Source organism: Microbacterium plantarum, assembly GCF_035231185.1.
Classification (GTDB): domain Bacteria; phylum Actinomycetota; class Actinomycetes; order Actinomycetales; family Microbacteriaceae; genus Microbacterium; species Microbacterium plantarum.
The window spans coordinates 1,364,620-1,385,518 of the sequence record NZ_CP141117.1; the positions used below are offsets into that span (position 1 = coordinate 1,364,620).

At 68.8% G+C, this 20,899-nt stretch carries 22 protein-coding genes and 1 tRNA gene; 14 read left to right on the forward strand and 9 right to left on the reverse strand.

Annotated elements, in window-relative coordinates; all coding sequences use genetic code 11:
- Positions 1–38: 38 nt before the first annotated feature.
- Positions 39–1,361: a nicotinate phosphoribosyltransferase gene (locus VC184_RS06505; protein WP_274177733.1), complete on the reverse strand. Its 1,323-nt coding sequence runs from the start codon at positions 1,359–1,361 to the stop codon at positions 39–41.
- Positions 1,362–1,440: 79 nt separating this feature from the next.
- Here VC184_RS06505 and murI point away from each other — a divergent pair, with 79 nt between their 5' ends.
- The 3 genes from murI to rdgB are packed head-to-tail and all read left to right on the forward strand — an operon-like array spanning position 1,441 to position 3,630.
- Complete coding sequence (murI, locus tag VC184_RS06510; protein ID WP_114587995.1) at positions 1,441–2,277, forward strand: glutamate racemase; 837 nt, start codon at positions 1,441–1,443, stop codon at positions 2,275–2,277.
- Between the two features lie 31 nt (positions 2,278–2,308).
- Entirely contained in the window at positions 2,309–3,040 is a 732-nt protein-coding gene (rph, locus tag VC184_RS06515; protein WP_112614334.1) for a ribonuclease PH, read from the forward strand.
- On the forward strand, positions 3,037–3,630 hold the full coding sequence (gene rdgB / locus VC184_RS06520) for an RdgB/HAM1 family non-canonical purine NTP pyrophosphatase (protein WP_323987564.1): 594 nt from the start codon (positions 3,037–3,039) through the stop codon (positions 3,628–3,630). The genes rph and rdgB overlap by 4 nt, the downstream gene beginning before the upstream one ends.
- Here the strand turns inward: rdgB and VC184_RS06525 are convergent.
- Positions 3,627–6,053: an ATP-dependent DNA ligase gene (locus tag VC184_RS06525; protein WP_323987565.1), complete on the reverse strand. Its 2,427-nt coding sequence runs from the start codon at positions 6,051–6,053 to the stop codon at positions 3,627–3,629. The genes rdgB and VC184_RS06525 overlap by 4 nt on opposite strands.
- A 61-nt stretch (positions 6,054–6,114) precedes the next feature.
- Between VC184_RS06525 and ku the strand changes: the two genes are divergently transcribed.
- Entirely contained in the window at positions 6,115–7,092 is a 978-nt protein-coding gene (gene ku / locus VC184_RS06530; RefSeq protein ID WP_323987567.1) for a non-homologous end joining protein Ku, read from the forward strand.
- Here the strand turns inward: ku and VC184_RS06535 are convergent, their stop codons facing one another.
- The 5 genes from VC184_RS06535 to VC184_RS06555 form a co-directional block, all read right to left on the reverse strand.
- Complete coding sequence (locus tag VC184_RS06535; RefSeq protein WP_323987569.1) at positions 7,093–7,914, reverse strand: DedA family protein; 822 nt, start codon at positions 7,912–7,914, stop codon at positions 7,093–7,095.
- Positions 7,915–7,965: 51 nt separating this feature from the next.
- Positions 7,966–8,047 (reverse strand) — tRNA-Leu (locus tag VC184_RS06540).
- A gap of 106 nt (positions 8,048–8,153) precedes the next feature.
- Positions 8,154–8,987, reverse strand: a complete 834-nt coding sequence (locus tag VC184_RS06545) for a formate/nitrite transporter family protein (RefSeq protein ID WP_323987570.1) — start codon at positions 8,985–8,987, stop codon at positions 8,154–8,156.
- Between the two features lie 78 nt (positions 8,988–9,065).
- The gene (locus tag VC184_RS06550; RefSeq protein ID WP_269266476.1) at positions 9,066–10,118 is read right to left on the reverse strand and encodes a methionine synthase; all 1,053 of its coding nucleotides are present in this window, start codon (positions 10,116–10,118) and stop codon (positions 9,066–9,068) included.
- 15 nt (positions 10,119–10,133) lie between these two features.
- Positions 10,134–11,177, reverse strand: coding sequence for a putative oxygenase MesX (locus tag VC184_RS06555; protein WP_323987730.1), 1,044 nt, complete (start codon positions 11,175–11,177; stop codon positions 10,134–10,136).
- 118 nt (positions 11,178–11,295) lie between these two features.
- Between VC184_RS06555 and VC184_RS06560 the strand changes: the two genes are divergently transcribed.
- Positions 11,296–12,237, forward strand: a complete 942-nt coding sequence (locus tag VC184_RS06560) for a LysR family transcriptional regulator (RefSeq protein WP_323987571.1) — start codon at positions 11,296–11,298, stop codon at positions 12,235–12,237.
- Positions 12,238–12,707: 470 nt separating this feature from the next.
- Here the strand turns inward: VC184_RS06560 and VC184_RS06565 are convergent, their stop codons facing one another.
- Both VC184_RS06565 and VC184_RS06570 read right to left on the reverse strand, forming a co-directional pair.
- The gene (locus VC184_RS06565) at positions 12,708–13,487 is read right to left on the reverse strand and encodes an ABC transporter permease (protein WP_323987572.1); all 780 of its coding nucleotides are present in this window, start codon (positions 13,485–13,487) and stop codon (positions 12,708–12,710) included.
- Positions 13,477–14,415 carry an ABC transporter ATP-binding protein gene (locus tag VC184_RS06570; protein ID WP_323987573.1) on the reverse strand — a complete coding sequence of 313 codons (939 nt, stop codon included), beginning with the start codon at positions 14,413–14,415 and terminating at the stop codon, positions 13,477–13,479. The genes VC184_RS06565 and VC184_RS06570 overlap by 11 nt, the downstream gene beginning before the upstream one ends.
- 86 nt (positions 14,416–14,501) lie before the next feature.
- On the opposite strand from VC184_RS06570, the gene VC184_RS06575 reads away from it, so the two are divergent.
- The 9 genes from VC184_RS06575 to VC184_RS06615 all read left to right on the forward strand — a co-directional run bounded on the left by VC184_RS06575 (position 14,502) and on the right by VC184_RS06615 (position 20,892).
- Entirely contained in the window at positions 14,502–15,128 is a 627-nt protein-coding gene (locus VC184_RS06575) for a TetR family transcriptional regulator (protein ID WP_323987574.1), read from the forward strand.
- A 90-nt stretch (positions 15,129–15,218) separates the two neighbouring features.
- Positions 15,219–16,394: a CpaF family protein gene (locus VC184_RS06580; RefSeq protein ID WP_407667132.1), complete on the forward strand. Its 1,176-nt coding sequence runs from the start codon at positions 15,219–15,221 to the stop codon at positions 16,392–16,394.
- Positions 16,391–17,254: a type II secretion system F family protein gene (locus VC184_RS06585; RefSeq protein ID WP_323987575.1), complete on the forward strand. Its 864-nt coding sequence runs from the start codon at positions 16,391–16,393 to the stop codon at positions 17,252–17,254. The genes VC184_RS06580 and VC184_RS06585 overlap by 4 nt, the downstream gene beginning before the upstream one ends.
- The gene (locus VC184_RS06590; RefSeq protein ID WP_323987577.1) at positions 17,251–18,168 is read left to right on the forward strand and encodes a type II secretion system F family protein; all 918 of its coding nucleotides are present in this window, start codon (positions 17,251–17,253) and stop codon (positions 18,166–18,168) included. Before VC184_RS06585 ends, VC184_RS06590 begins: the two co-directional genes overlap by 4 nt.
- Before the next feature lie 30 nt (positions 18,169–18,198).
- Complete coding sequence (locus VC184_RS06595) at positions 18,199–18,387, forward strand: hypothetical protein (protein ID WP_146751994.1); 189 nt, start codon at positions 18,199–18,201, stop codon at positions 18,385–18,387.
- Position 18,388: 1 nt separating this feature from the next.
- Positions 18,389–18,775 (forward strand): TadE/TadG family type IV pilus assembly protein, encoded by a 387-nt coding sequence (locus VC184_RS06600; RefSeq protein WP_282502461.1) that lies wholly within the window; start codon positions 18,389–18,391, stop codon positions 18,773–18,775.
- Positions 18,750–19,211 (forward strand): TadE family protein, encoded by a 462-nt coding sequence (locus VC184_RS06605; protein WP_282502462.1) that lies wholly within the window; start codon positions 18,750–18,752, stop codon positions 19,209–19,211. Before VC184_RS06600 ends, VC184_RS06605 begins: the two co-directional genes overlap by 26 nt.
- Positions 19,208–19,624 (forward strand): pilus assembly protein TadG-related protein, encoded by a 417-nt coding sequence (locus VC184_RS06610; RefSeq protein WP_282502463.1) that lies wholly within the window; start codon positions 19,208–19,210, stop codon positions 19,622–19,624. Before VC184_RS06605 ends, VC184_RS06610 begins: the two co-directional genes overlap by 4 nt.
- A gap of 95 nt (positions 19,625–19,719) precedes the next feature.
- Complete coding sequence (locus tag VC184_RS06615; RefSeq protein ID WP_282502464.1) at positions 19,720–20,892, forward strand: SpoIIE family protein phosphatase; 1,173 nt, start codon at positions 19,720–19,722, stop codon at positions 20,890–20,892.
- Positions 20,893–20,899 lie beyond the last annotated feature (7 nt).

Below are 20,899 nucleotides of genomic sequence, written 5' to 3' on the forward strand. Positions count from 1 at the left end.
GCGTTTTCGGCGTTGTGGGCCCAGTCGACGCGGCGACCTCAATCGGCGTCGCGGTAAACCGTGGGGATCGCGGGCTCGGATCGGCTGAGCGCCAGAGCGCGCACCGGCATCTCCTCGATCACGCTGGCGTGGTGGGCGCGGGCGGCGCGAACCCCCGCGGCCCCGATCCATTCGGTCACAGCACGCCCATCCGAGAAGAGCGTCGTCTGCAGTGCGCGCGCGTCGGGGTGCTCGGCAGGGGTGTCGAGCGGCTCGAAGCCGTCGGAGACGACGACGACCTCCTCTTTGGCCGTACCGCCGTCGAGCGCACGGAACGCCGTCTTGCGACCCCCGTGGGAGGCCTTGTCCGCTGACGCCTTCGCGACCGAGAGCCACGATCCGTCGTCGTTCTGCCGCGCGACGAGCTTGTACACCATGCCCGCTGTAGGGGTGCCCGAGCCGGTGACGAGTGACGTCCCCACGCCGTATGCGTCGACGGGGGATGCCGCCAGGGCCGCGATCGCGTACTCGTCGAGATCGCTCGTGACCGTGATGCGTGTGTCGCGCGCGCCGAGTGCATCGAGCTGCGCGCGGACGTCGGCTGCGACGGTCGGGAGGTCGCCCGAGTCGATCCGAACGCCGCCGAGGCCGGTACCGGCGACTCGGATCGCCGTCGCGACGCCCTCGGTGATGTCGTAGGTGTCGATCAGCAGCGTGGTGTCGACGCCGAGAGCGTCGATCTGGCTGCGGAAGGCCGCTTCCTCGGTGTCGTGGAGCAGCGTCCAGGCGTGTGCGGCGGTGCCCATGGTCGGGATGCCCCACGTGCGGCCCGCCTCGAGGTTGCTGGTCGCGCCGAAGCCCGCGATGTGCGCGGCCCGGGCCGCAGCCACTGCGCTGCGCTCGTGCGCACGACGCGAGCCCATCTCGGCGAGCGGGCGGTCACCGGCGGCGATCGCCATACGCGCCGCCGCCGTGGCGACGGCGGAGTCGTAGTTGAGGATGCTGAGCACGAGGGTCTCGAGCACGACCGCCTCGGCGAAGGTGCCCTCGACAGTCAGGACCGGCGAGCCGGGGAAGTAGAGCTCGCCCTCGCGGTACCCGGTGATCGTGCCCGTGAAGCGGTAGTCGGCGAGCCACGCGAGAGTCTGCTCGTCGAGCGCCCCGTGCTCGCGCAGGAACTCCAGCTCCTCGTCGCCGAAGCGGAAGTTCTCGACCTCCTCGAGCAGTCGCCCGGTGCCTGCGACGACGCCGAATCGCCGCCCGCCCGGGAGCCGACGCGCGAAGACCTCGAACACGCAGTGCCGATCGGCGGTGCCGTCGCGCAGCGCAGCCTGCAGCATCGTGATCTCGTAACGGTCGGTGAGCAGAGCGCTGGAGGCCATGTGTGCCACTGTAGCGACGCCGCATCCCGCTGCAGCGCCTCGGGATGTGAGGGCGCGACGCCAGGTAGGCTCGATGATCGTGAATGACGCGCCCATCGGAATCTTCGACTCGGGTGTGGGTGGGCTCACGGTGGCACGGGCGATCTCGCAGCTGCTGCCACGAGAGTCGTTGCTCTATATCGGCGACACGGCTCATTCGCCCTACGGCCCGAAGCCCATCGCGGACGTCCGGCGCTACGGGCTCGAGGTCCTCGACACTCTGGTCGACGAGGGCGTGAAGATGCTCGTGATCGCGTGCAACACCGCCTCATCGGCCCTGTTGCGCGACGCGCGGGAGCGCTACGACGTCCCGGTCGTCGAGGTCATCAACCCTGCCGTGCGCGCGGCGATCTCCACCACCCGGAACGGCCGCATCGGCGTCATCGGCACGATCGGCACGATCGCATCTCGTGCGTATCAGGACATGCTCGAGGTCAACGAGCGCCTCGAGGTGTTCGCGGCATCCTGCCCGCGGTTCGTCGAGTTCGTCGAGGCGGGCATCACGCAGTCTCCCGAAGTGCTCGCCGTGGCCGAGGAGTACCTGGCGCCGCTCCGGGACGCCGGGGTCGACACGCTCGTCCTGGGCTGCACCCACTATCCCTTCCTCGAAGGCGCGATCAGCTACGTCATGGGCCCCGACGTCGCGCTCGTGTCGAGCGACTCCGAGACGGCGAAGGACGTGTACCGACAGCTGGTCTCCCGCGGCCTGCTCGCGAACGATGACGCGGTTCCCCGTCACGTCTACGAGGCCACGGGCGACTCCGGCGACGACTTCCTGAACCTGGCCGACCGGCTCATGGGTCGTGGCGTGCCGTCGGTCCGCATGGTCCAGACCGGAGCGATCGTGCTGCCGAAGCTCGCCCCACCCGCATCCTGACCCTCATCCGCCGTCCGATCGGAGACCCCTCATGACCGATTCCCTGCGCGCCGACGGGCGCACCGCCGACCAGCTCCGCACCGTGACGATCGAGCGCGGCTGGAGCGCCCATGCCGAAGGATCGGCTCTCGTGAGCTTCGGCGGTACGAAGGTGCTCTGCACGGCGTCGTTCACCAACGGCGTCCCGCGCTGGCTGACGGGCAAGGGCAAGGGCTGGGTCACGGCCGAGTACGCCATGCTGCCGCGCGCGACGAACAGCCGGAACGACCGCGAGTCGATCAAGGGCAAGGTCGGCGGGCGGACGCACGAGATCTCGCGTCTCATCGGTCGTGCCCTGCGCGCCGTCGTCGACACGAAGGCGCTGGGCGAGAACACGATCGTCATCGACTGCGACGTGCTGCAGGCCGACGGCGGCACCCGCACCGCCGCGATCACCGGAGCCTACGTGGCCCTGGCCGACGCGATCGAGTGGGGCCGGTCGCAGAAGTTCATCGCACAGCGCTCCGCGCCGCTGGTCGACTCGGTGTCGGCGGTGTCGGTCGGGATCATCGACGGAACGCCGATGCTCGACCTCGCCTACGTCGAGGACGTGCGGGCCGAGACCGACATGAACGTGGTCGTCACCGGCCGCGGACTCTTCGTCGAGGTGCAGGGCACCGCCGAAGGCGCGCCCTTCGACAAGCGCGAGCTCGACGCGCTGCTCGAGCTCGGTGTGAACGGATGCGCGCAGCTGCGTGACATCCAGGCGGCGACGCTGGCATGACCGGCCGCATCGTCCTGGCGACCCACAACCCGCACAAGGTCGAGGAGTTCCACGCGATCGTCGCGGCGGTCCGCCCCGATCTGGAAGTCATCGGCTACGACGGTCCGGAGCCGGTCGAGGACGGCGTCACCTTCACGGAGAACGCGCTGATCAAGGCCCGGGCCGCAGCGGCGCACACGGGATTGCCGGCGCTCGCCGACGACTCGGGGATCTGCGTCGACGCCCTCGGGGGAGCCCCGGGTGCCTTCTCGGCCTACTGGGCCGGCCACAAGAAGGATGCCGCCGCCAACACGGCTCTGCTGCTCGATCAGCTCTCGGACATCGCCGACCCGCGCCGCACCGCACAGTTCGTGTCGGTCATCGCCCTCGTCGACGGTGACACCGAGCACGTCGTCGAAGGCGTCTGGCCGGGCCGGCTGGCGACCGAGGCGGCTGGCGAGGGCGGTTTCGGATACGACCCCGTCTTCGTTCCCGACGGGCAGTCCGGGCCCGCTCGCACCGTCGCGGAGTGGTCCGCCGCGGAGAAGAACGCCGCGTCGCACCGGGCGCGAGCCTTCGTAGCGCTCACCGAGGTGCTGCGCTCGCTCTAGCCGTCGTCGCGGCGGACGTCGCCGGGCGCTCGATCCGGCCGCAGGCCGCGCCACCGGGCATGGCGCAGGATGCCGCCGGGGGTGAACTCGGCGAACTCGACCTCGCCGACGAGCTCGGGTCGCACCCACAGCGCATCGGATGCGTCGGCCGCCGGGACACCCACGAACGGATTCCGATCGGTGCGGAGGGGGTCGAGGGCCGCGGTGAGCCGTGTCAGCTCGGCATCCGAGAACCCCGACCCCACGCGACCGGCGTACCGGAGCGCCCCGTCGTCGTCGGGGATGCCCAGCAGCAGCGACCCGATGCCGCCCCGTCGGGCGCCCTTGCCCGGCCGGATGGCACCGACGACGACGTCCTGCGTTCGCGTCAGCTTGACCTTGAGCCACTCTTCGGAACGGACGCCGATGCGATAGCGGGACGAGGGGTCTTTGACGACCGCGCCCTCGAGATCGAGCTGGCGGGCCGCGGTGAGCGCAGCGTCGAGGTCATCCGTCACCGGCGGCACGGCCAGCGGAGGCCGTGCTCGCGCCGACGCGGACTCGAGCAGGCGACGACGTTCCCGCAGCGGGAGATCAGTGACATCACGGTCACCGTGCCGCAGCAGGTCGAAGACGAAGAAGTCGGCCGGAGTCCGAGCCCGTTCTCGGGTGATCTCGCGGGCCTTGGTGAGGTGCATCCGGTTCTGCAGGAGCGGGAAGCTCGGCCGGCCCGCCTCGTCGAGCGCGACGATCTCACCGTCGAGCACGAGGGGAATGTCGCCCAGGCCGAGATCGGCATCTGCGTCGGTGAGCTCGGGGTAGCGTGCGGTGATGTCGGTACCGCTTCGCGCGTACAACCGCATCCGCTTGCCGTCCCAGAAGGCGATCGCCCGGACTCCGTCCCACTTGAACTCGACCCAGGGACCCCACCGTTCCGCGGCCGCGCGGGCGGGCCCGGGCGACGAGGGGACGGCCAGCATGGGCGGCACCGGACCCGCCGCGCCCAGCGACGACGCGGCTGTCTCGGATGCTGAAGAACCGGGGCTCGCCGCGCCTGCCGCATCCGTGACGTCGCTTCTCATCCGGTGCAGTAACCACTGCGACTTCTCACCCGACCCGCCGGTGCGGATGAGCACGAGGCGCGCATCGGCTGCCCCTCCGCCGTTCGTGCTTCGGAGCGTGAAGATGATCTCGTCGTGTCGCCACTTCTCGAGGTCGTAGAGACCGGTGTCCCAGATGGTCATCGTTCCCGCGCCGTACTCACCGGCCGGGATCTCGCCGTGGAAGGTCAGGTACTCCATCGGGTGCGGCTCGGTCATCACGGCGAGATGGTTGCGGTCCGATGTCTCGGGGATGCCGCGCGGCACGGCCCAGCTGACGAGTACGCCATCCCGCTCCAGTCGCAGGTCGTAGTGGAGGCGGCGAGCATGATGCTCCTGGATGACGAACCGGGGTTTGCCGGCGGAGCCGGTACCCGGAACCCCCGACGCACTCACCGACACCGCCTCGGGCATCGGCTCGGGAGTCCGGTCCGCGGAGCGCTTGGCGAGGTAGGGCGCGAGCGGTGCCGTCCGCCGGGGCGCGAGGGGCGCCAGCAGGTCGCCGAGGTCACGGGCGCGCTCGAGCATCTCGTCGAAGCGCAGATGGCGCAGGTCGGGGTCGTCCAGCTCGTCCCACGTCCGTGGCGCGGCCACTGTCGGCTCGTCGCGGCCACGCAGTGAGTAGGGAGCGATGGTGGTCTTAGAGCCGTTGTTCTGGCTCCAGTCGAGGAAGATCTTGCCCGCCCGGGCGCTGCGGGTCATCTGGCTGATGACGAGGTCGGGGTGGTCGGCCTCGAGCGCCCGGGCGAGCTCCTTGGCGAACGCCGAGGCCTGATCGCTCGTCTGCGTGCCGGTGAGCGGAGCGTACAGATGGATGCCCTTGCTTCCGCTCGTGACGGGGAACAGCTCCATGCCCATGTCCGACAGGATGCTGCGCACCCACCGCGCCACCTCGGCGCACTCGGCCAGGCCGACGCCGGGGCCGGGATCGAGGTCGAGGACGAGCCGGTCGGCGGCGCCGCGCTCGCCGGCGTCGGTGAAGCGCCACTGCGGGACGTGCAGCTCGAGGCTCGCGACCTGTGCGAGGTAGACGAGCGAGGCGACCTCTTCGACGAGGGGGTAGTCCTTCGACCCGCTGGAGTGGTCGATCGGCAGGCGGGGGAGCCATGACGGGGCTCCGGGCTCGAGGGCCTTGGCGAAGAAGTCCGGCTGCTCGACGCCCTCGGGCCAGCGTTTGCGTGTCACCGGGCGCCGGTCGAGATGCGGCAGCATCAGCGGCGCGATGCGCGAGAAGTAGTCGATCACCTCGCCCTTCGTGGTGCCCGTTCTCGGGTACAGCACCTTGTCGAGGTTCGACAGGCGCAGCCGGCGGCCGTCGACCTGGACCGTCTGCTCTCCTGCCATGCCGACAGGCTATTGCGCCACCCGCTGGCGTCGGTGAGGGGTTGCGGTGTGTACTTCGTGCATGAGATCGATCTGGAAAGGCGCCCTCACCTTCGGGCTCGTCAATGTGCCGGTGAAGGTCTACTCGGCGACCGAGGACCACGACGTGCCGCTGCACCAGGTGCACAACGCCGACGGCGGGCGCATCCGCTACCAGCGCATCTGCGAGATCGACGGTGAGGTCGTGCCCTACGCCGACATCGATCGCGCCTACGACGACGGCGAGCAGACCGTGGTCCTGACGAAGGAGGACCTGGCGTCGTTGCCCTCCGAGCGGAGCCGCGAGATCGACGTCGTCGAGTTCGTGCCGAGCGATCAGATCGACCTGCTCACGCTCGACAAGGCGTATTACCTCGAGCCCGACTCCTCCTCGCCGAAGTCGTACGTCCTGCTCCGCAAGACGCTCGAGCAGACCGACCGGACCGCGATCGTGCGGTTCTCCCTGCGGCAGAAGACGCGGCTCGCCGCGCTTCGCGTGCGGGGTGATGTGCTCGTGCTGCAGACGCTGCTGTGGGCGGACGAGGTTCGGGAGGCGGCGTTCCCCGCCCTCGACGAGTCGGTGCGCATTTCGGCGAAGGAGCTCGAGATGTCGGCATCCCTCGTCGAGAGCTTCTCGAGCGACTTCGATCCCGAGGCGTTCACGGACGAGTACCAGGAGGAGCTGCGGACGCTCATCGACGCCAAGCTCGAGAAGGGCGACGCCCTCGACACCTCGGAGACCTTCGGTGAGAAGGCCGAGAAGGAGGGCGGCGAGGTCATCGATCTGATGGAGGCGCTGCGGGCGAGTGTCGAGCGCAGCCGTGCGGCGCGTGGCGGGGGCTCGAAGACGTCGGACGGCGGCGACGCGGGGCGCTCCGGCACGAAGACGGACGCGAAGAAGAGCACCGCGAAGAGCGCCGCGAAGAAGGACACGGACGAGAAGGCTCCCGCGAAGAAGGCTCCCGCGAAGAAGCCGGCCGAGAAGAAGGCTCCGGCGAAGAAGAGCGCGAAAGCCTCCTGATCAGCTCCGCGGGTCGGTGCGCCGGTCGGTGTCGGTCGTGGACGCGTCGGGGCGGTGCGCGTGCGGAGCGCTGTGGCCGTGCTCGCGGAAGACCTCCGGGTCGAGCACGAGCTCGCGCGCCTCGTCGGCGTCGGTGTATTCGTCGGGCCCCGCAGCCATCTCCTTCTTCGCCTTGCGCTTCTCGGCGAAGTAGTGCCACACGATGAAGAAGACGGTGCCGACGACGGCCGCGAGCAGGATGACGTCGATGTACTTCGCGACGAACTCGCCGACGCCGGGAATGAGGCTCACGAGGTAGCCGATCACGGTCAGGCCGAAGCCCCAGATGACGGCCCCGATGAGGTTGTAGAGCGAGTACCGATGCCACGGCATCTTGCCGACACCGGCGGCGACGGGCGCGAACGTGCGGACGATGGGCACGAATCGGGCGAGGATGACGGTGACGCCGCCGTATCGCTCGAAGAACGCGTTCGTGCGCTCGACGTTGCGGCGACTGAACAGGCCCGATTCCTTGCGCTCGAAGACGGCGGGACCGCCCTTGCGACCGATCACGTAGCCCACCTCACCGCCGAGGAATGCCGAGAATCCGATCAGGAGACCGACGATCCAGACGTTGATCCCGAAGACTCCGTGGGGGGCGTGCGTGACCGGGTTCGACAGCAGGCCGGCCATGATCAGCAGCGTGTCGCCGGGGAGCAGGAAGCCGACGAGCAGTCCCGTCTCGGCGAAGATGATGAAGCACACCACGAGCAGAGCCCACGGACCCGCCGCGCTGATGATGGTGGCGGGGTCGAGCCAGGGGATGAGGGCGATCTGATGCACGAGTTTCCCGTCGGGAGAGGATGACGCGAGGGCGGGCGAACGCCCGATCCGTGCGGAAGGTGGGACTTGAACCCACACGCCGTGAGGCACAGGAACCTAAATCCTGCGTGTCTGCCAATTCCACCACTCCCGCGGACGGGTTCAGTCTAGGCGTCAGCGATAAGCGAATCCGTCCGGATAACCCCCGAATTCGCCGAGACGATGGGGCGGTCGCGGCGCGCATGGCCGCTCGGGCCCACCTATCGCGCGATGGAGCTCCTGAGTCCGGAGTTCGGGACGTTCGCTGACGCGTCAGCGAGCCGTGGGGAGCCGCCGACGAACCAGTATCCGGCGCCGACGACGAGTCCGCCGCCGACGAGGTTCCCGGCGCCGACGAGCAGCAGGTTGAGGGCGAAGCCGCCCACGGTCGCCGACGGGTCGCCGGAGACCAGACCGATCGTGAACGTGGTCATGTTCGCCACGACGTGCTCGAAGCCGGAGGTGATGAACGCGAGGATCGCCGCGAAGACGACCAGGATGCGGGCGGTCTCGCTGCGCAGCCGCACCGTCATCCAGATCGCGATGCAGACGAGCACATTGCACAGGATGCCGCGGACGAACAGCTCGATCGGCGACTCGTGTGCCTTCGCGGCGAGCATGTCGGAGATCATCGTGCCGGCCGCGGTGTTGCTGTGCAGCACCCCCGACGCGACGATCAGCGCTCCGAACACGACCGATCCGACGAGGTTGGCGCCGAACGTCCACAGGACCGCCCCGGCGGCGCGCCCCGCCGGCACGGCCCTCATGAGCGCCGCCTGGAGGACCGTCATCATCGAGGAGGTCACGAGCTCGCCGCCCGCGATGACGACGATCGTCAGGGCGACCCCGAACACCAGTCCCGACACGAGCTTGCCCCACCCCGAGCCTGCCGCGAAGAGGGGCCCGGCTGCCGTGACCATGAGCACGACCCCGACACCGATGTAGGCGCCGGCGAGCATGCCCGACACCGTGAAGCGAGCCGGGGAGCGCAGCCCGTCCGCCTTGTGTCGGCCGTTCTCGGCTTGAGCGGCGAGCGCCTCGGGGATCGTGAGCACGGGATCACCGTCCTTCCGCCGCCAGTGTGCGCTCGATGCGCGGGCGGAAAGGGGGCGGCGGGCCGGGGATAACCCCGGTCAGCGCGCGGCGAGCGCGCTCGGCTCGGAGACCTCGGCTCGGACGATGGCGGCCCCGGCCACCAGAGCGCTGATCTTGTCGTACGCGACAGTGCGGGGCAGCGGCGCCATGCCGCAGTTCGTGCTCGGGATCAGCTTGTCGGCGTCGACGAACGCGAGGGCGCGACGAAGGGTCTCGGCCACTTCATCCGGGGTCTCGATCTCGTGGCTGGCGACGTCGATGGCGCCGAGCATGACCTTCTTGCCTCGGATGAGCTCGATCAGCTCGACCGGAACACGCGAATGATGGCTCTCGAGCGAGATGACGTCGATGCTCGAGCGCTGCAGCAGCGGGAAGGACTCCTCGTACTGCCGCCACTCGGGGCCGAGCGTCGCCTTCCATTCGTTGTTCGCCGTGATGCCGTAGCCGTAGCAGATGTGCACCACCGTCTCGGCGCGCAGGCCCTCGGCTGCTCGCTCGAGCGCGGCGATGCCCCAGTCCTTCATCTCGTCGAAGAACACGTTGAACGCGGGCTCGTCGAACTGGATGATGTCGACGCCGGCGGCCTCGAGCTCGCGGGCCTCCTGGTTGAGGATCGTGGCGAACTCCCACGCGAGCTTTTCGCGGCTTGCGTAGTGGCGATCGGCCAGCGTGTCGATCATGGTCATGGGGCCGGGGAGCGCCCACTTGATGGGCCGGTCGGTCTGCTGTCGGAGGAAGGCCGCGTCATCGACGAACACCGGCCGGCGGCGGCTGACGGCGCCGACGACCGTGGGGACGCTCGCGTCGTAGCGGTCGCGAATGCGGACGGTCTCGCGCCGCTCGAAGTCGACACCGTCGAGGTGCTCGATGAAGGTCGTGACGAAGTGCTGGCGCGTCTGTTCGCCGTCGCTGATGATGTCGAGTCCGCGGCGCTCCTGCTCGTGAACGGCAGCGCGGAGGGCGTCGCGCTTTCCTTCGACGAGCACATCGCCGGTCAGCTCCCACGGCGACCACAGAACTTCGGGCTTGGCGAGCCAGGACGGCTTGGGCAGGCTGCCGACGGTGGACGCGGGCAAGAGGGTGTGCGACACGGATCGTCCTTCGTCTCAGCGGGTCAGCGCGGCCGGCACGGCCTCGGCGGTCGGGGCGGCGTAGCGGGCGGCCCAGCGGCTGAGGACCTGACGGTGGGGGGTCACGAAGTGCTCCTCGGCGTACTTGCCCTGCGTCGTGGCGAGCTGGCTGCGCTCGACCCGGTCGTAGGTGATGTCCGTCCGCACGAAGTCGTCACTCTCGAGGGTGGGCCGGTAGACCTCGCCGGCGGGCACGGTCGCGTTGTAGATCTCGGGCCGGTAGATCTTCTGGAACGTCTCCATCGTGCTGATCGTGCCGATCAGCTGCAGATCGGTGTAGTCGCCGAGCAGGTCGCCGCGGTGGTAGAACGCCAGCGGCGCGACGCTTCCGCGCGGCATGAAGTACCGCACCTGCAGCCCCATCTTCGCGAAGTACTCGTCCGTCAGCGAGAACGAGTCCTGCTCGTACTCGACGCCGAGGACCGGATGCCGGTTGCCGTTGCGCTGGTAGGTCCGGCTCGTCGACACGCTGATGCACACGACGGGCAACTGGGGGAACCGCTCGCGGTAGGCCTCGGACTCGAGGAAGTGCTGGAAGAGCTTCCCGTGGAGGTCGCCGAACCCATCCGGCACCGTGAACGCACCGGGCGTCTGCTGCGCGGACGGCAACAGGATGCTGAAGTCGTAGTCGCGCAGGTACGACGAGAAGTTGTTGCCGACGATGCCGTGGTGGCGCTCGCCGGTCTGCCGGTCGAGGATGTGGATGTCGAGCACCTCGAGCAACGGGAACTCGCGGTCGTCGGCAGCGTGCGTCGCCGCGTCCTCGGCGTCATCCTCGAACCGCAGGTTCGCCGAGACGATGTCGAGCTCGGCGGTGTAGCAGTCGCCCTCCGGGTTGTCGGTGCGGGCGAGGTCGTTCAGGCGAGCGTCGATCATCGAGAGCGCTGCGCGGAGGTTCTCCCGGCGGCGCTCGCCGCGGGCGAGGTTGGCGAAGTTCGTCGTGATCCGCGATGAGTCGGAGGGGGAGTAGTCCTCGTCGAAGCGAGTCGTCGAGATGCGGAACGTGAAGTCGTTCGCCATGAGCAGCCAATCGAGCGGAGCTCCGAGGAGCCATGCGGAAGATGTTGGCTCCATGGTGCGGGTAGAGGGAAGCCATCGGGTAATCCGCTGTCACTATCCTTTGCTATAGCCTGGGCCTATGGCCGGTCGTCGGAGCGGGATCACCCTGCAGCAGCTGCAGTACTTCATCGAGGTGGCCGCTGAGGGCTCGATCTCAGCGGCATCCGATCTGCTCTATGTCGCGCAGCCCACGATGTCAGCCGCGATGAAGGACCTCGAGACCCGGGTGGGCCGCGATTTGCTCGTCCGCTCGGCCCGCGGGGTGACTCTCACGACCGACGGCGTGGAGTTCTTGGGATACGCGCGCCAGGTCGTCGAGCAGGCCGAGCTGCTCGAACAGCGCTACCTGGGGCGGCCGCCGTCGCGCCGGTTGCTCGGAGTCTCGACGCAGCACTACTCGTTCGCCGTCGACGCGTTCGTTCGGATGGTCAGGAGCACCGGGGCGCCGGAGTACGAGTTCTCGCTGCGCGAGACCCGGACGTGGGACATCATCGAAGACGTCCGGACGCTGCGCAGCGAGCTCGGCATCCTGTTCCGCAACGACTTCAACCGGAATGTCATCGACAAGCTGCTGCGCGATTCCGGGCTCGCGTTCCACCCGCTGTTCGTCGCCCAGCCGCACATCTTCGTCGCGCGCCGGAACCCGCTCGCCTCGCGGGCCCGCGCGACGCTCGACGACCTCGCCGACCTGCCCCGCCTGACGTTCGACCAGGGTGCGAACAACTCGTTCTACTTCGCCGAGGAGATCCTCTCGACGCTCTCGAGCAAGCAGGAGATCCGGGTGTCGGACCGTGCGACGATCTTCAACCTCATGATCGGCCTCGACGGCTACACGATCTCGACGGGCATCATCAGCGACGACCTCGACCCCGAGATCGTCGCCGTGCCCCTCGACGTCGACGAGCGCATCGAGATCGGCTGGATCGGCCGCACGGCTGTTCCGCTCACGGAGCAGGCGCAGCGGTATCTCGACGAGGTGCGGGCCGTCGTCGCGGGGTTCGGCATCGAATTGCTCGGGTGAGGCTGGGGTGGCGAGGTGGTGAGCCGACCGGCCCTGTGGAAGGTCGCCACCGCTTCACGGGGTAGCGGCCACGATGCCGGGTGCCCGTTACGCCCCCACTGCTACCATCTGTGCAGCATGCATCGGCGGCACCGCGGCCGTTGGCGGCGCGTCTATCGGAGCCGTCATGGGCTGCTTCACCGGAGGTGAGTTATGAAGCGTTCGAGAGGCCACTTTCTGCTCTTCTTCATCATCGCAGCGGCGGCGGGAGCGAGCCTGATCTGGTTGCTACCAGCGGCGCTCGGCGATGACGCCACCGTGCAGAGTTGGATCCCTGCCGTGCTCGGAGCGATCTTCGCAGCAAGCGCCTTCGTCGCATGGAAAGTCCGCCCAAACTGGAAGCAGACATCTCCGTCATAAATGCCGCGGGCATGGCGTATGACAGGGGCTCGCCTGCGCGGTAGACGCGCACGGAACGGCTGATGGCGAGATCATCGCCTCTTGCGAAGCGCGAGATAGGCCGTCGAGTATGCCGCCGTCGCCCACGCGGCCACGACGATGATGTTCACCACCGGGCTCTCGCCGGTCCGAAAAGCCGCTTCGCGGATGATGTCTGCCATCGGCGCGAACGGAAGGAACTGGTGGAGTGTGACGGCCCATTCGGGGAGGCGCTCGGCGGGGTAGGTGATCGGTGAAAACAGCAAGCCCCCGATCATGATGACCTGCGTCACGAGAGACGTGGCACCCATCGGCAGCCAGAGCGCGATCGCGTAGCCGATGCTCACCGCGGTGAATTGCGCAGCGAGGATCGCGGCCACGGTGAGCAGGTCGATGTGGATGTCGAGCCCGAAGCGCAGGAACGCGGCGAGCATTCCGACCGCGATCCCGGGCAACGCGGCGAAGCTCCAGACGACGGCGTCAGCGAGGAGGATCGCGGAGCGCGGAACCGGAAGGGTTCTCTGATAGTCGAGCAGGCCCTCCTGCTTCGAGGTGCTCATGATCTGCGGGGCGAGCACGCACCCGACGGCAATGATTCCCAGCGTCCAGGCGCCTGAGGAGAGATAGCGGGCTGCCTCGGTACCGATGTTCGGGATCATCAGCGCGAGGCCGTAGACGATCGCGATGGCGAACAGGGCTTGCACGACGGTGAACGCCGGCAAGAGGTATTTGTGCCGAGTCAGGCTCCACCGGACAAGACCCCACCAGCTGCCGAGCCACGCGCGCCGGCGTGGCACGCTGATCGTCGGGGTCGTGAGAACGTCAACGGCCATGGGTGATCCCTTCGTACAGGGTTTCGAGCGATGCCGGCGCGAGCGCATAGGTGTCAGCGGTGCCGGTATCGACCAGGTGGAGCACCCATTCGATCGCGGCGGGGATCTGCGCCGGTTCCAGGTCGAGTGTGAGCTGCCCGTCGTCGTCGACCATGTGCGCTGCGACCGGGGGAGTTGTCGTGACCTCGCAACCGGGATGGAGAGAAACGGTGAGGGTGGCGGTGCGCGCCTGTTGACGCAGTTGGCTCGGCGTGCTGTCGACGAGGACCGTGCCGTTCTGGAGCAACACGTACCAGTCGGCGGCGCGCTGGACTTCGACCAGGTTGTGCGTGACCACCACGACGGTATGTCCGTCATCGGCGAGCCGGCGCAGATGTCGCCAGATCAGGGGCCGCCGGATCGGGTCGACGTCGTTGGTGGGCTCATCAATCAACAGCACCGGTGGGGGCGCGATCACAGCCATCGCGAACGACGTCAGTCGACGCAGGCCGCCCGAGAGCTTCTCGCCGACCGTGTTCTTCCAGGGCTCGATGTCGAGCGAGTCGATCAAGCCGAGCGCGGCGGTCTTGGCATCTGATCCAGAGAGGCCCCTCAATCGGGCGATCGACGTTATCGCCTGCCACGGCGTCACGCCCGTCAGCGGAGCGTGCATCTGCGGCATCATCGACGCGACCCGGCGCGCGAGATCCGGTGACGAAACGAGCGAGGCTGCTCCGTAACGGATGTCCCCGGAGGTGGGTTTCACCACTCCGATGATCTGATTGAGGAGTGTGGTCTTCCCCGCCCCGTTGTGGCCGACCAACGCGACGAGCTCACCCGGGCGGAAGGTCAGGCTGACCGCCCGATTCGCCGCAGTACCCCCTCGCTTGTAGATCTTGGTGATCTGCTCCAGCGATAGGGCGTCGGTGCCAGCTGCCACGCGTTCCATATCCAGATACTGACAGTATTCGAAACCCGGATCAACGCCTCGACGGTGTCGAAGGCGGCTGGTCGCGCTGTTCTAGGATTCGACCCATGACACGGACGACCCGCGATGAACAGCGGCAGCGGAACAGGACGCTGTTGCTCGAAGCGGCAGAGCGGATCTTCGCCGCGCACGGCGTTGCAGGCGCCTCTCTCGACGACGTGGCGCTGGAAGCCGGACTGACGAAGGGGGCGGTCTACTCCAACTTCCGCGACAAAGGTCAACTGATCCTGGAGGTCATCCGATACCGTCAGGCGCTCTCGCCGGAGGCACAGGACTTTCGTGCCACCCTCGAGAGGGCGACGAATGACGATGAACGACTCGAAGCGTGGTGCGACATCTGGATCCGCACTGCGAGAAGCGGCGATCGCGCCAGCTACGCGCGGTTGGTCTTCGACTTCATTCCTTACGCGCTGCGGGATGACCGACTAACGGCTGAGTTCCTCGGGTTCATATCGCCGCCCGACGACATCCCGGCCGACGCGTCCCCGATCCCGGCCGACAGCAGGTTCGCGCAAATGCCTCCCGCCGATCAGTTCCGCATCCTGACGGCCCTCGACTTGGGATTGTCTGCGCTGGCCCTTTTCGACCCGGAGAATGTGAGACCCGAGCTGTACAAGACGGCAGTGCTGTCGCTCGCGCGAACGCTTCACGAGGCCCGGGATCAGGCAGGGTAGCGCCTCGATCGCCGGCGCCGGCCTGAGCGCTGGAGCTAGCCCTGTGGAAAGTCGCCACGGGCTGACGAGGTAACGACCACGATGCTGCGGGTGAGCAATTCCCTCTCGTCCGCTTCCGGGTCCGAGCCGCCTGACCTGCCGCCCGAGACGCGGATCGCGTGCCGTCTGCGCGATCGGCTGCGGTCGGAGGGCATCGATCCTGCCGCGCGCCCGGATGAGGTCGAGCGCGTCGCGGTCGCGGAGGTGCAGCGACACAACGATTTCGCTCTGGCACGCGGGCTCGAAGCGGTTGACGACGAGTCCGCTGCGGTGCGCCGCGTGCTGGCATCCGTGGCCGGTTACGGGCCCTTGCAGGCGCTGCTCGATGATCCGAGTGTCGAGGAGCTGTGGATCAACGCTCCCGACCGCGTCTTCGTCGCGCGCGGCGGACGGAGCGAGAGGGTCGCGTTGACCCTGACCGAGGAGCAGGTGCGCGACCTGGTCGAGCGGATGCTGCACGCCAGCGGTCGCCGCGTCGACTTGAGTCAGCCCTTCGCCGACGCGTCGCTTCCCGACGGTTCCCGGCTCCATGTCGTCATCCCCGACATCACGCGGCACTGGGCCGTCAACGTCCGTAAGTTCCTCCGCACGTTCCGCACGCTCGACGAACTGGTGGCGGTCGGCTCGGTGACGGCCGAGGCGGCGGACATCCTGCGCGCCGCGATCGCGAGCGGACGGAACATCATCGTGTCCGGGGCCACCCACACGGGTAAGACGACCATGCTCAGCGCGTTGATGGCAGCGAGCCCCGCCGAGCAGCGCGTCGTCACGGTGGAGGAGACGTTCGAGCTATCCGTTGATCTGCCCGACGTCGTCGCCCTGCAGGCCCGGCAGCCAAGCCTTGAGGGCGGGGGAGAAGTGACGCTGCGGCGCCTCGTGAAGGAGGCGCTCCGTATGCGACCCGACCGTCTCGTCGTGGGGGAGGTGCGCGATGCCGAAGCTCTCGACCTGCTCCTCGCTCTCAACACCGGCGTCCCCGCCGCCGCCACGGTGCACGCCAATTCCGCCGCGGACGCGCTGCGGAAGCTCTCGGCCCTCCCGCTACTAGCCGGCCGGAACATCGACGTCGAGTTCGTGCGTGACGCGCTCGCGGCATCCGTCGACATCGTGGTGCACTGCGAGCTCCTGGACTCGGGGCGCCGACGCGTCGCCGAGATCGTGTCGCCCACCGGCGCGGTGACCGACGGTGTGATCGCGACCCGGTCGGTGTATCGGAGCCACGGGTGACCCTTTTCTGGGGCGCGACCCTCGGCGCCGGGCTCGTGCTCATCGTCGCGCCGTGGCTGTCGCCTCGTGAGGCGATGACACCAGCCACATCCGGTCGCGCTCGCGGATTCGGCCGCGGCCTCCTCGAATCCGCCGGGTTCGCACATGCGCCGGTGAGCGGGCTCGGCGCCATATCGGTCGGGTCAGCAGCGCTCGCCGCCGCGGCTGCCTGGCTGGTGACCTCCCTCCCCGTCGTCGCCGCCGTCGCTGCCGGGGCAGGAGCGCTGCTGCCGACGGCCTGGCTGCGCTCGCGCGCCCGCCGACTTCGGAAAGTGCGCCGGGGGCTCTGGCCCGACGTCTGCGATCTGCTCGTCGCATCGGTTCGGGCCGGGATGCCGCTCGGTGACGCGGTCTCGTCGATCGCCGAGACCGGGCCGGCCGCCCTGCGACTCGCCTTCCGGGGCTTCGCGCGAGATCTCGCCGCGTCCGGTCATTTCGACACCAGTGCCGCGCGTCTGCAGGCGGTTCTCGCAGACCCGGTGGCCGACCGCATCGTCGAGACCCTCCGGATGGCCCGGCAGGTCGGAGGGACTGAGCTGGTCCCGGTTCTCAGGGCGCTGTCGACGTCCGTCCGCGCCGATGCGGCTCTCCGCGCCGAGGTGGAGGCGCGCCAGTCGTGGATCCGAGGCGCAGCCGTGCTCGGATTGATCGCTCCCTGGGTGGTGCTCACGCTCCTGGCACTTCGACCGGAAGGGGCCCGCGCGTATGCCTCGGCGGAGGGAGCGATCCTCATCATCGTGGGCGCGGCGGTGTCGTTCCTCGCATACCGGGTCATGCTGCGGATCGGCCGGCTTCCCGAACCGCGGCGGTGGGTGCGGTGACCGGGGTGTCGGAGCTCGCCATTGCCGTCGTGCTGGGCACAGCGCTTGCTGCCGGTGTGCTTCTCACGATCTCCGGAATGCCGCGATGGGTCGCGCCACCTCTTGAGCGCAGGATTGCGCCCTATCTGCGCGACATCGCCGATCCGATCGGCCTGACCCCGCTCCATGCGGGCTCGTCGTGGCTCGCAGGCTGGCGGGAACGCGCCACGCGGATGGGCGCGAAGCTGGGCGGCCCGGTAGCCCTCCGGCGACGGCTCCTGCGGGCCGGCTGGGCGCTGACGCCCGAGAGGTTCCGTCTCCGGCAGCTGCTCGCGGGGGTCGGGGGACTCACGCTCGGCACCGCGCTGACCGTCGCCGTCGTGATGCGCGGCGATGCGAACGGCGCCACGCTGCTGCTTCCGGTCGTTCTCGCTGCCGCCGGAATGCTCGGTCTCCACATGGTGCTGGCCCAGGCCGCGGAGAAGCGGATGCGGCAGGTGCGAGAAGAGGTGCCCACGGTGCTGGAGTTCCTCGCGCTCTGCCTCTCTGCGGGCGAGAGCCTCAACGATGCGTTGCGCCGCGTCAGCGAGGTGGGCGCCGGCGAACTGACCGCACATCTGCGCGCCGCCGTCTTGGCCGCCGGGACCGGGTCGACCCTGATCGATGCCCTGCGCGACATGGCGCGCTCCCTCGACGTGGGGAGTATCGATCGCGCGGTCGACCAGCTCGTGGGAGCCATCGAACGTGGCGCCCCGTTGGCGCAGGTCCTGCAGACCCAGGCTGCCGATGCGCGCGAGGACGCGAAGCGGGTTCTGATCGAGCAGGCCGGGCGCAAGGAGATCCTCATGCTGCTTCCGCTGGTCTTCCTCGTGCTGCCTCTCTCGGTTCTGTTCGCGGTGTTCCCCGGCATCGTGATGCTGCGCCTGGGACTGTGAGCCATGGCCAAGACGAAGAAAGGAAACACCATGAGACGAACGGTCGCGATGGCCCGCGGCGCCGCACGAGACCTCCGGCATGACGAGCGAGGCGATGTTCCCGGCTGGGTGCTCGTCACCCTGATGACGGCTGGGCTCGTCGTCGTCATCTGGGCGCTCGCCGGGCCCGCGCTGTCGAATCTGTTCGAACAGGCCATCGCGCGAGTGTCCGGACTCTGACATGGCGTTCGCTCTCGACGACCGCGGGTCGAGTCCGGCGGAGTTCGTGATGGTCGGAGCGCTGCTGACCCTGCTGACCCTGGGGGTCATGCAGCTCGCTCTCGCCGTCTACGTTCGAGGGGTCGCTCACGACGCGGCTGTCGAAGGCGCTTACGACGCCGCGCTCGCCGACGTGACCGACGGAGAGGGAGCCGCGCGCGCCCGGGAGATCGTCGACCGGACGCTCGGGGCGGGGTTCGTGCAGGGCGTTCGGGCACAGCGCACTGCGGTCGACGACGCGACCATGGTGCAGGTGACGATGCGGCTGACCCTGCCGCTCGTCGGATTGATGGGCATCCCGGCAGCGTGGGAGGTGACCGCGCATGCGCCTGCGGACGACGGGGAGTAAGCGGCACCGTGCTGACGACGGGTCGGCGTCGCTCGAGTTCCTGACTGCAGGACTCATCCTGCTCGTCCCCGTCGTATACCTGATCGTCTCCCTCGGCATCGTTCAGTCGCACACGTTCGCGGCTCAGGCGGCAGCACGACACATCGCCCGCGCGGTTGCGACAGCCACTGATGTAGCCCAGGCCGACACGCGCGCTGAAGCGATCACGCGCGCTATCGCCGCCGAGTACGGCATGGCGGCGGACGATCTCGCGCTCGCCGTCTCGTGCGACGGGGCTGGTCCGTGCCCGCGACCGGGCGAGATGTTCCGCGTCACCGCGGAGACCGAGGCGACGCTTCCGCTCGTGCCTCCCGTGCTCGGCCTCGACCGGCTCGCCCGTGTTCCGATCGAGGCGACCGCGGTGCAACGGATGCCGCGCCTGTGGGGCGCGCCATGAGGCGTCATCACCGGCTGGGGGACGAGGGGAGCGTGCTGCCCCTCACACTCGGATACGCCCTGCTCGCCATCGTGCTCGTCCTCGTCGGCGCGGACGCGATGAGCCTGTATCTCGCCCACAAGCGGGCGGACGCCGTCGCGGATGCCGCGGCCCTGGCGGCATCCGACGGGTTTGCGCTGGTCGTCGACGAAGGCTCACCGCGCACTGTGCTCGACCCGGCCGACGTCCGTGACCTGGCCGCCGAGGTCATCGCGGCAACCGGTGACGTGACGCTGGTCGAAGCCGGCACGCCCGATGGGGTGTCCGCGCGAGTCACCGTGGCGACGGTGTGGCACCCTCCGGTGTCATCGGTGTTCGTGCCCGACGGCGTGAGGGTCGAGGCGACCGCGACGAGCCGGACCGTGCTGCGTTGAGTCCCGGACGCGCAGCGATGATGCAACCTCCTTACCGGAGGAATTCGCGCTGACTAGGGTCGGAGGACCGGCAATGCGTGGATGGGAGCCCACTCATGACCCAGCAACTCGATGTCAACGACGACGCGGTGACGCGACTCGGTCTGATGGACACCGCCCCGGAGGAGCGCTTCGACCGCATCACGCGGCTCGCACGCGAGATGTTCGACGTCGATTACGCCGTCGTCAACGTCGTGAACTCCGAGACGGTGTTCACGAAGTCGCAGCCGGCGGAGTCGGACTTCCGGCACACCCCGATCGAGGACTCGTTCTGCGGCGAGGCCGTCAAGCAGCCCGCCGTCCTCGAGGTTCCCGACGGCCGCGCCGACCCGCGGTTCGCCGACCGCGCGATCGTCGCCGAGCACGGCATCCGCTTCTACGCGGGCTTTCCGATCCACACCGATGCGGGAGAGACCGTCGGCACACTCTGCCTGCTCGACACCTCGCCTCGTGATCTCAGCGACGCCGACCGCGACGCGTTCGAGCGCTTCGGCTTATGGGCGCAGGCCGAGATGCGCATGGACGATCCCGGTGTCTCCGGTGCCGGGCCCGTGCCCGCCGCGTCGGTCGCCCCGGCCGTGCGTGATGACCGTCTGGCGGCGGGGGAGGTTCGCCTGGCCGCCCTGGCGATCCCGTATGGGCAGGTCAGCGGTGACCGGAGCAGCTGGCAACAGGTCGGAGACCGCATCATCGTCACTCTCGCCGACGTCATGGGCAAGGGTGAAGAGGCCGGCGGGTTCGCCGAGGAGCTGATCGGCGCACTCCAGCAGCGCGCCCACCTCGACCCCGTCGAGGCGATGCTCTCGGTCGAGGACTATGCCCGGCACGACAAGCGCTATCGCGAGACCTTCGCCACCCTGTTCCACGCGGTTATCGAGACCCGGAGCGGCCGGGTGGCCTACGTCGATGCGGGGCACGGGCTCACATTGCTTCTCCGCGCCGACGGCACGAGCGAGCGCCTGAGCTCCCGCAACCTCCCGCTCGGCCTGCGCCCCTCCGACGCCGAGTGGGAGGCGGGCGAGACCGTGGTCGGTCACGGCGACCTGATCGTCTCCGTCTCGGACGGGGCCCTCGACGCCTATGACTCCACGCTCGACAGCCTGCGTCTCATCGGCGAAGACCTCCGCCGCGCCAGCGAACCGGATGCCTTCTTCGACGAGCTGTCCATCCGCGTCTCCGAGCACGTCGTCGACGATGACGTGACGGCGGTGGTCATCTCGGTGCGCTGACGCACGG

What these genes read in the sequence shown, in the direction of transcription:
- VC184_RS06505 (WP_274177733.1), bottom strand. Translation starts at nt 1,361, where the DNA reads ATGGCCTCCAGCGCTCTGCTCACCGACCGTTACGAGATCACGATGCTG.
- rph (WP_112614334.1), top strand. Translation starts at nt 2,309, where the DNA reads ATGACCGATTCCCTGCGCGCCGACGGGCGCACCGCCGACCAGCTCCGC.
- rdgB (WP_323987564.1), top strand. Translation starts at nt 3,037, where the DNA reads ATGACCGGCCGCATCGTCCTGGCGACCCACAACCCGCACAAGGTCGAG.
- VC184_RS06525 (WP_323987565.1), bottom strand. Translation starts at nt 6,053, where the DNA reads ATGGCAGGAGAGCAGACGGTCCAGGTCGACGGCCGCCGGCTGCGCCTG.
- ku (WP_323987567.1), top strand. Translation starts at nt 6,115, where the DNA reads ATGAGATCGATCTGGAAAGGCGCCCTCACCTTCGGGCTCGTCAATGTG.
- VC184_RS06555 (WP_323987730.1), bottom strand. Translation starts at nt 11,177, where the DNA reads ATGGCGAACGACTTCACGTTCCGCATCTCGACGACTCGCTTCGACGAG.
- VC184_RS06560 (WP_323987571.1), top strand. Translation starts at nt 11,296, where the DNA reads ATGGCCGGTCGTCGGAGCGGGATCACCCTGCAGCAGCTGCAGTACTTC.
- VC184_RS06565 (WP_323987572.1), bottom strand. Translation starts at nt 13,487, where the DNA reads ATGGCCGTTGACGTTCTCACGACCCCGACGATCAGCGTGCCACGCCGG.
- VC184_RS06570 (WP_323987573.1), bottom strand. Translation starts at nt 14,415, where the DNA reads ATGGAACGCGTGGCAGCTGGCACCGACGCCCTATCGCTGGAGCAGATC.
- VC184_RS06575 (WP_323987574.1), top strand. Translation starts at nt 14,502, where the DNA reads ATGACACGGACGACCCGCGATGAACAGCGGCAGCGGAACAGGACGCTG.
- VC184_RS06595 (WP_146751994.1), top strand. Translation starts at nt 18,199, where the DNA reads ATGAGACGAACGGTCGCGATGGCCCGCGGCGCCGCACGAGACCTCCGG.
- VC184_RS06600 (WP_282502461.1), top strand. Translation starts at nt 18,389, where the DNA reads ATGGCGTTCGCTCTCGACGACCGCGGGTCGAGTCCGGCGGAGTTCGTG.
- VC184_RS06605 (WP_282502462.1), top strand. Translation starts at nt 18,750, where the DNA reads ATGCGCCTGCGGACGACGGGGAGTAAGCGGCACCGTGCTGACGACGGG.
- VC184_RS06610 (WP_282502463.1), top strand. Translation starts at nt 19,208, where the DNA reads ATGAGGCGTCATCACCGGCTGGGGGACGAGGGGAGCGTGCTGCCCCTC.
- VC184_RS06615 (WP_282502464.1), top strand. Translation starts at nt 19,720, where the DNA reads ATGACCCAGCAACTCGATGTCAACGACGACGCGGTGACGCGACTCGGT.